Origin of the sequence: Microbacterium sp., assembly GCF_032084865.1 — a bacterium.
Lineage (GTDB): Bacteria > Actinomycetota > Actinomycetes > Actinomycetales > Microbacteriaceae > Microbacterium.
Window position 1 is genome coordinate 12,611 of record NZ_DAMDLU010000025.1, and the last position, 8,115, is coordinate 20,725.

An 8,115-nucleotide genomic window follows, 5' to 3' on the forward strand; every position below is an offset into this window, starting at 1 on the left:
CCGATCATCGAGAAGGTGACGCGCGAGCAGCGCGGACGCGTCGTGCTCGCCAAGGTCGACGTCGACGCCAACCCGCAGGTCGCCCAGGCCTTCCGTGCCCAGTCGATCCCGATGGTCGTCGCGCTGATCGGCGGTCAGCCCGTGCCGATGTTCACCGGTGCGGTTCCCGAGGAGCAGGTGCGTGAGGTCTTCGCCCGCCTGCTCGAAGTCGCCGGGCAGAACGGCGTGACCGGCTCGGTGCCGTTCGGCGACGACGCCCCGGCCGCGGATGCGGACGAGCCGGCGCCGCTGCCGCCGCTGCACGCGGAGGCGTTCGAGGCGATCGAAGCCGGCGATTACGCCCGCGCGATCAGTGCGTACGAGAAGGCTCTCGCCGAGAATCCGCGTGACGAGGATGCCAAGGCCGGGCTCGGCCAGGTGCGTCTGCTGCACCGCGTGCAGGGCCTCGATCTGCAGCAGGTTCGTGCGGCCGCGGCTGCCGGGCCGACGGATGTCGACGCGCAGTTCCAGGTCGCCGATCTCGATCTCGCCGGCGGGCATGTGGATGACGCCTTCGGCAGACTGCTGGATCTGTTCACCGCCGTCGACGCCGACAGCCGCACCCGCGTCCGCGAGCGGCTGGTCGAGCTGTTCGAGCTGATCGGCCCCACCGACCCGCGCGTCACGTCGGCGCGCACGAGGCTCACCTCGCTGCTGTTCTGACCCGGCACAGCGAGCGAACGACGGCGCCCGGCCCCTCAGGGGCCGGGCGCCGGTCGTTCACCAGTGGCTCGGCGTCGGCAGGTGCGGGTCGGGCTGATACCGGAACCACAGCGTCGACAGCGCCGGAAGCGTGACGGTCGCGATCGCGGGGTCGTCGTCGTTCTCGCTTTGCGCGCTGATCATGCCGAGGTTGCCCGCGTCGTTGCCGCCGAAGGCCGCGGCATCCGTGTTCAGGATCTCCTGCCACGATCCCTCGACCGGAAGGGCGAGACGATAGCCTGTGCGCGTCACGCCCGCGAAGTTGGAGATGACCACGAGACGGCCCCCGTGGGCATCCCGGCGCTCGAACGCGATCACGCTGGGATCCCAGCTGGGCGCGCCCAGACGCGAGAACGACGAACCGTCGTTGTCGCGCTCCCACAGCGGCGCCTGTGCACGGTAGACGGCGTTCAGAGAGCTGACCAGCTGCTGCAGCTGGGCGTGCGACGGCTGATCGAGCAGCCACCAGTCCAGCTCGCGGTCGACCGACCACTCACCGATCTGACCGAACTCCTGCCCCATGAACAGCAGCTTCTTGCCGGGGTGCCCCCACATGAACCCGAGGTACGCGCGCAGGTTCGCGAGCTTGTGCGCGTGGTCGCCCGGCATCCGAGAGACCAGACTGCCCTTGCCGTGCACGACCTCGTCATGGCTGATCGGCAGCATGTAGTTCTCGCCGAACGCGTAGACGAACGAGAACGTCATCTCACCCTGGTGGTGCGATCGGTGCAGCGGATCGCGCTTCATGTACTCGAGCGAGTCGTTCATCCAGCCCATGTTCCACTTGAACCCGAAGCCGAGACCGGCATGGTCGGTGGGAGCTGTCACACCGGGGAACGCCGTGGACTCCTCGGCGATCATCACGATGCCCTTGTGCTTGCGGTAGGCCGTGGCGTTGACCTCCTGCAGGAAGCGGATCGCCTCGAGGTTCTCGCGTCCGCCGTGGACGTTCGGCTCCCACTCGCCCGCCTTGCGCGAGTAGTCGAGGTAGAGCATCGAGGCGACCGCGTCGACGCGCAGACCGTCGATGTGGAACTCGCTGAGCCAGAACAGCGCGTTCGCCACGAGGAAGTTGCGCACTTCACTGCGACCGTAGTCGAAGACCAGCGTGCCCCAGTCCTGATGCTCGCCGCGTCGCGGGTCGGAGTGCTCGTACAGCGGGGTGCCGTCGAAGCGCGCCAGGGCGAACTCGTCCTTCGGGAAGTGACCGGGAACCCAGTCCATGATCACGCCGATGCCGGACTGGTGCAGCCGGTCGATCAGGTATCTCAGATCATCCGGTGTGCCGAACCGGCTCGTCGCGGCGTAGTAGCCGCTCACCTGGTACCCCCACGATCCGCCGAACGGATGCTCGGCGAGAGGCATGAACTCCACGTGCGTGAACCCCGTGGCCAGCACGTGCTCGATCAGCGGGTCGGCCGCGTCGCGATAGGTCAGACCGCCGCGCCACGAACCGAGGTGCAGCTCGTACACCGACATCGGCTGCGAGACCGCGTGGGCCGCAGCCCGACGACGCAGCCACGCGTCGTCGTTCCAGCGGTAGGCGCTCAGCGTGACGACGGAGGCTGTCGCCGGTGGCAGCTCGGCCTGCTGCGCCATCGGGTCGGCCTTCAGCCGCCAGTGCCCGTCTGCGCCGAGGATCTCGTACTTGTAGCGCGCGCCCGCCGCGACATCGGGGATGAACAGCTCCCACACTCCGCTGCCGCCCATCGAGCGCATGGCGTGGCCTTCACCGTTCCATCCGTTGAAGTCGCCGACCACGCGCAGCGACCTGGCGTTCGGCGCCCACACCGCGAAGTCGACCCCCTGCTCTCCGTCGAGAGCACGCGGGTGCGAGCCGAGCACCTCCCAGAGGCGCTCGTGGCGGCCCTCGGCGATGAGGTGTATGTCGAGCTCGCCGACCGCGCTGAGGTGACGGTACGGGTCTCCGGCGATGGTCTCCTCGCCGCCCTCGTAGGTGGTCGCGATGCGGTACGGCACCGGCGGTCCGCTGTGATCGCCCTCCCAGATCCCGTGCGCGACATGCGCAAGGTCCAGCCGCGACCCGTCGTCGAAGACCGCCTGCACCGCTTCGGCGAACGGCCGACGTACGCGGATCGCGGTGGTGGTGCGGCCCACGGAGTCGGTGCGCGGATGCGCGCCGAGCACGGCGTGGGGGTCGTGATGGGTGGACTGCGACACCGCGATCCACTCCGCCGACGCAGAGACGTCCTCGAGATAGCTCATGATCGCTCCTTCACCTTCAGGATGTGCACCGGCTCGGCGAACGCGTCGAGTCGCACATAGTTGTGGTCGGTCCAGGTCCAGACGGCTCCGGTGAGCAGATCCTCGACCTCGAACGCATCACCGGGCTCGATGCCCCAGATCGTGGTGTCGAGGTGCACCGTCGTCTCGCGCACGGAGTGCGGGTCGACATTCGCCACGACGATGATGGTGTCGGCGCGTCCGGTGCCGGTGAATGCGGCATCCAGATGCTTGGAGTACACCAGCACGGCGTCGTCGTCGCTCCAGTGCGCCGAGAAGTTGCGCAGCTGACCGAGCGACGGATGCTCCCGCCGGATCTCGTTCAGGCGCCGCAGCAGCGGAGCGAGGGACTCGCCACGCTGCTCGGCGCCGTCCCAGTCGCGGAACTTGTACTCGTACTTCTCGTTGTCGATGTTCTCCTCGGAGCCGGGCCTCGCCACGTTCTCGATCAGCTCGTACCCCGCGTACACGCCCCAGATCGGAGCCGCGGTCGCGGCGATGCAGGCCCGGATGCGGTACGCCGCCCGTCCGCCGTACTGCAGGTACTCGGTGAGGATGTCATGCGTGTTCACGAACAGGTTCGGGCGCATGTAGTCGCTCGTCTCCTGCGACACAGAGGTGAGGAACTCCTCGAGCTCAGCCTTGGTGTTGCGCCAGGTGAAGTACGAGTAGCTCTGCTGGAAGCCCACGGCCGCCAGCGCGCGCATCACGGCCGGTCGGGTGAACGCCTCGGCGAGGAAGATTACGTCGGGATCCTGGGCGTCGACCTCGGCGATCAGCCACTCCCAGAACTGCAGCGGCTTGGTGTGCGGGTTGTCGACCCGGAAGATCTTCACGCCGAGAGACACCCAGTGCATGACGACGCGCAGCATCTCGGCGTAGCTGCCGGCCGGGTCGTTGTCGAAGTTGATCGGGTAGATGTCCTGGTACTTCTTCGGCGGGTTCTCGGCGTAGGCGATCGTGCCGTCGGGGAGGGTCGTGAACCATTCCGGGTGCTCGGTCACCCAGGGGTGATCGGGAGACGCCTGCAGGGCGAGATCCAGGGCCACCTCGAGGCCCTCCTTCGCCGCGGCGCGGATGAAGGCACGCAGGTCCTTCTCGGTGCCGAGGTCGGGGTGGATCGCGTCGTGCCCGCCGTCGGCGGATCCGATCGCGTACGGCGACCCCGGATCGCCCGGCTCGGTCGTCAAGGTGTTGTTGCGGCCCTTGCGGTTCGTCTCTCCGATCGGATGGATCGGCACGAGGTAGACCACATCGAAGCCCATGCCAGCCACACCCGGCAGCCGCTGCGTCGCGGTGCGGAACGTCCCGCTCGTCACGGTGCCGTCCTCGCCTCGCACCGCGCCCTCGGAGCGGGGGAAGAACTCGTACCAGGCGCCGACACCGGCCCGGTGTCTTTCGACGCGCAGCGGCAGCCACTCGGTGACGGATCCGAGCGAGGCGAGCGGGCGGGCGGCGAAGGCCTCACCTAGGGCGATGTCGACGGCGACGGCGTGCAGCGCCTCGGCATCCGTCTTCTTCTGCGCTTTCCGCAGCGTCGTGGCCGCGGCTTTCAGGATGCGGGTCTCGGTCGCGGGCCGGTCGGTCTCCTCGGCTGCCGCGGCGAGCAGCTGCACGCCCAGCGCGCACATCACCGCGATGTCGACCCCGGCGAGCGCCTTGACCTCGGCGGCGTGCGCCCAGGTGCCGAAGTCATCCGAGAACGCCTCGAACCGGTGGCGCCAGTCTCCCGCGAGGTCGATCGCGATGGTCGTGCGCCAGCGGTCGGTGCCGTCGCCGAGCGGGCTGAGCCGGTGCAGCGTCTCGCGCCCATCGGGGGACGACAGACGCAGATGCACTCCGATGAGATCGTGCCCCTCGCGGAAGGCCACGACGTCGAACGGCACCGCCTCTCCGACGAAGGCCTTCGCGGGATACCCCTGGGGCACATGCGGCGTCGGCGAGAAGATCGGGATCCGCCCGGCCCTCAGGCCGGGGACGTGGACCGTCTCGACGGCAGGGCGCAGAGGGATCTGGGCGGGGCTTCTCAGACCCGCAGAGTCACGTGCTGTCGGTGCTGCCACACCTTGAATGTACCGTGCCTGCTGGTGCGCGTCACTCGACCCGGAAGAGCTGCATCGAGGTGCCCGCGATCGGCAGGACCTCGCCGGGCGCGTATCGACGCTGCTCACCGCGCGGCGCCTCGTCGGCGCTGGACCACAGCGACGTGAACGAGGTCACGTCGCTGAGCCCGTCGGGCAGGCGGACGTCGATCGGAGCCTCGGTGCCGTGCACGATCAGCAGGATGCGGTTGCTCTCGCCGTCGCGCGGGTCGCTCGTCGCGACGTACTGCAGGGTGCGGTGACGGGGATCGTTCCACTGCTCGGCGGCCATGGTCTCGCCGTTCTGGTCGAACCATTCCATCTCCGACGCCTCGGGGACGTGCTCGCCGAGCACCGCGTATCGCGCGGGCCGCAGCGCGCGGTTCTCGGCACGCAGACGCGTGAGCAGCGAGACGTGCGCCCGCAGGTCCTGCTGCCACGGCTCGTGGGTCCAGTTCAGCCAGGTGAGGGGGGAGTCGTGGCAGTAGGCGTTGTTGTTGCCCTTCTGCGTGCGGCCGAACTCGTCGCCCGCGGTGATCATCGGGATGCCGGCCGAGAGCAGCAGGGTGCCCATCAGGTTGCGCATGGCGCGGCGTCGTGCGGCGAGGATGGCGGGATTGTCGGTCTCGCCCTCGACGCCGTGGTTGAACGACCGGTTCACGTCGGCGCCGTCGCGGTTCTGCTCACCGTTGGCCTCGTTGTGCTTGACGTCGTAGCTGACGAGGTCGTGCAGCGTGAAGCCGTCGTGGGCGGTGATGAAGTTGATGCTCGCGAGAGGTCCGCGCTCGGGCGAGTAGGTGTTGGCGGAGCCGGCGAGACGATTGGCGAATCCGCCGACGCCGACGGGCGCCGAGGCCCGTCGGGCGTAGTCGATGTCGCTGAGCCAGAAGTTGCGGGCACGGTCGCGGAAGCGGTCGTTCCACTCGCTCCATCCGGCAGGGAAGTTGCCCGTCTGCCAGCCGCCGAGCCCGACGTCCCACGGTTCGGCGATGATCTTCACGTCCTGCAGTACGGGATCCTCGGCGATGGCCTGCAGCAGGGGGTGCTCGCGGTCGTATTCATGGCCGCCGTCACGCGCCAGGGATGTGGCGAGATCGAAGCGGAAGCCGTCGATCTGCATCTCGGTGGCCCAGTAGCGCAGCGAGTCGAGCACGAGACGTGCGGGCGCGTCTGCCGATGTGTTGAGCGTGTTGCCGCAGCCGGTGGTGTCGACGTACGCGCCGTCGTCGAGCTGACGGTAGTAGAGCGCGTTGTCGATGCCGCGGAAGCTGGATCGGGGGCCGCCGAGGCCCTCTTCGCTGGTGTGGTTGTAGACGACATCGAGGATGACCTCGAGGCCCGCCTGGTGCAGCAGCTTGACCATGCCCTTGAACTCGTCGAGCACGGCCTCGGGGCCGCCGCGGCGGGCGGCTTGGGTGGCGTAGGCGGTGTGCGGGGTGAAGAAGTTCAGGGTGTTGTAGCCCCAGTAGTTGGTCAGACCGCGCTCGAGCAGTCGCGGCTCGGGCACGAACGCGTGCACCGGCAGCAGCTGGATGCTCGTGACCCCCAGCTCTGTCAGGTACTCGATCATCGCCGGGTGTGCCAGGCCGGCGTACGTGCCGTGCAGCGCGGCGGGCACACCGGGGTGGCGTTTGGTGAGGCCTTTGATGTGGCCCTCGTAGATGACGGTCTCATCCATCGGCACGGCTGGCTTTCGCACATCGCCCCAGTCGAAGCCGTCGGCGATGACCACCGAGCGCCACTCCTGGTACCCGCCGCCGTGCGCGAGGCCGCGGGCGTACGGGTCGAGCAGCAGGGTCTCGGAGTTGAACACGTTGCCCGGACCGTGGGGGCCGTCCACGCGCAGCGCGTAGCGCGTACCCGGCTGCAGCAGGTCGGTGGTCACCTCCCAGATCCCGGCCGTCTGCCGCTCGAGCGGCAGCGTGGCGGTCTCCCAGTCGAGGTCGTGCTCGTCGAAGATCACGACCTCGACGGACGATGCGTTCCCGGACCAGACGCGCAGCGTTCCGCCTCCGTCGTGCAGGCGCACGCCGAGATGGTCGAGAGCGTCGCCGCCGAGAGGCGGTGCGGGCTGAGCGGGCATGGAGTCCAGACTAAGCGGGGAGACCCTCCGTTGATGAATCTCCGTCCCGCGTGGAGTGGCCCTCGGTCTCACGGGGATGGCGCCACCCTCCGGGTCTGTGCTCAGCCGCGGCCGCCGGGGCGGTGGGAGGATGGGGTGATGCGGCACTACCTCGATCACGCGGCGACGACGCCGCTGCGCGCCGCTGCCCGTGAAGCGTGGCTGACAGCATCCGAGATCGTGGGCAACGCATCGTCGACCCACGGCGCGGGCCAGGCTGCTCGCCGCCTGCTCGAGGACTCCCGCGAGCGGGCCGCGGCCGTCGTCGGCTGCGACCCGATAGAGGTCGTGTTCACGTCGGGCGGCACCGAGTCGATCAACACCGCGCTGCGCGGCATGTGGACGGCCCGCGCCGGGGCAGCGCGGGCGATCGTGCTTCCGGATGCCGAGCATCACGCCACCATCGACACCGTCGCCGCCCTCGAGCGCGAGGGCGCCCTGGTGCGGCCGGTGCAGGTCGACGAACGCGGCCGGATCGCCGTGTCGATGTTCACCGCTGCCCTGGACGGCGCGGCTCTCGCGACCGCGCTCATCGCGAACAACGAGGTGGGCACCCTCAACGACGCGGTCGCGCTGAGCCGTTCGGCGGCGGCCGCGGGCATTCCGCTGCACCTCGACGCGGTGTCGGCCTTCGGCCACCTGCCCGTGGTCTTCCGCGAGCTGAGGGGCGACGCTCCCGCAGGTGCCGGGCTTGTGGCGCTGAGCCTCGCCGGGCATAAGATCGGCGCCCCGGTGGGAACCGGCATGCTGGTCGCGGCCCGCAGCGCGCGGATCGCACCGCTGCTGCACGGCGGATCGCAGCAGCGCGGTCTGCGCGCCGGCACGCAGGACGTTCCGGGAGCGGCGGCCCTGGCTGCCGCGCTGGAGGCGACCGAAGCCGAACGTGAGCGGGAGAGCAGTCGGCTCGCCGCGCTGCGCGACCGGCTC

The 8,115-nt window shown here is 69.4% G+C and carries 5 protein-coding genes; 2 read left to right on the plus strand and 3 right to left on the minus strand.

The genetic code is table 11. The features are described from left to right. Positions 1-702, plus strand: a 702-nt coding sequence (locus tag RT309_RS04525) for a tetratricopeptide repeat protein (protein WP_313355700.1), incomplete at its 5' end; no start/stop codon positions are given. Between the two features lie 57 nt (positions 703-759). Here the strand turns inward: RT309_RS04525 and glgB are convergent. Genes glgB through glgX form a run of 3 tightly spaced genes read right to left on the minus strand, consistent with a single transcriptional unit; the run spans position 760 to position 7,149 of the window. After that, the gene (gene glgB, locus RT309_RS04530; protein WP_313355701.1) at positions 760-2,967 is read right to left on the minus strand and encodes a 1,4-alpha-glucan branching protein GlgB; all 2,208 of its coding nucleotides are present in this window, start codon (positions 2,965-2,967) and stop codon (positions 760-762) included. Continuing rightward, positions 2,964-5,048, minus strand: a complete 2,085-nt coding sequence (locus tag RT309_RS04535; RefSeq protein WP_313355702.1) for a maltotransferase domain-containing protein — start codon at positions 5,046-5,048, stop codon at positions 2,964-2,966. Before RT309_RS04535 ends, glgB begins: the two co-directional genes overlap by 4 nt. A gap of 31 nt (positions 5,049-5,079) precedes the next feature. Next, a complete protein-coding gene (gene glgX, locus RT309_RS04540) occupies positions 5,080-7,149 on the minus strand; it encodes a glycogen debranching protein GlgX (protein ID WP_313355703.1) in 2,070 nt (689 codons plus the stop codon). A gap of 138 nt (positions 7,150-7,287) precedes the next feature. On the opposite strand from glgX, the gene RT309_RS04545 reads away from it, so the two are divergent. Next, a partial coding sequence (locus RT309_RS04545; RefSeq protein ID WP_313355704.1) for an aminotransferase class V-fold PLP-dependent enzyme occupies positions 7,288-8,115 on the plus strand: 828 nt, incomplete at its 3' end.

Excerpts from the sequence above, each read along its gene's own strand:
- glgB (WP_313355701.1), bottom strand. The coding sequence starts at position 2,967 with ATGAGCTATCTCGAGGACGTCTCTGCGTCGGCGGAGTGGATCGCGGTG.
- glgX (WP_313355703.1), bottom strand. The coding sequence starts at position 7,149 with ATGCCCGCTCAGCCCGCACCGCCTCTCGGCGGCGACGCTCTCGACCAT.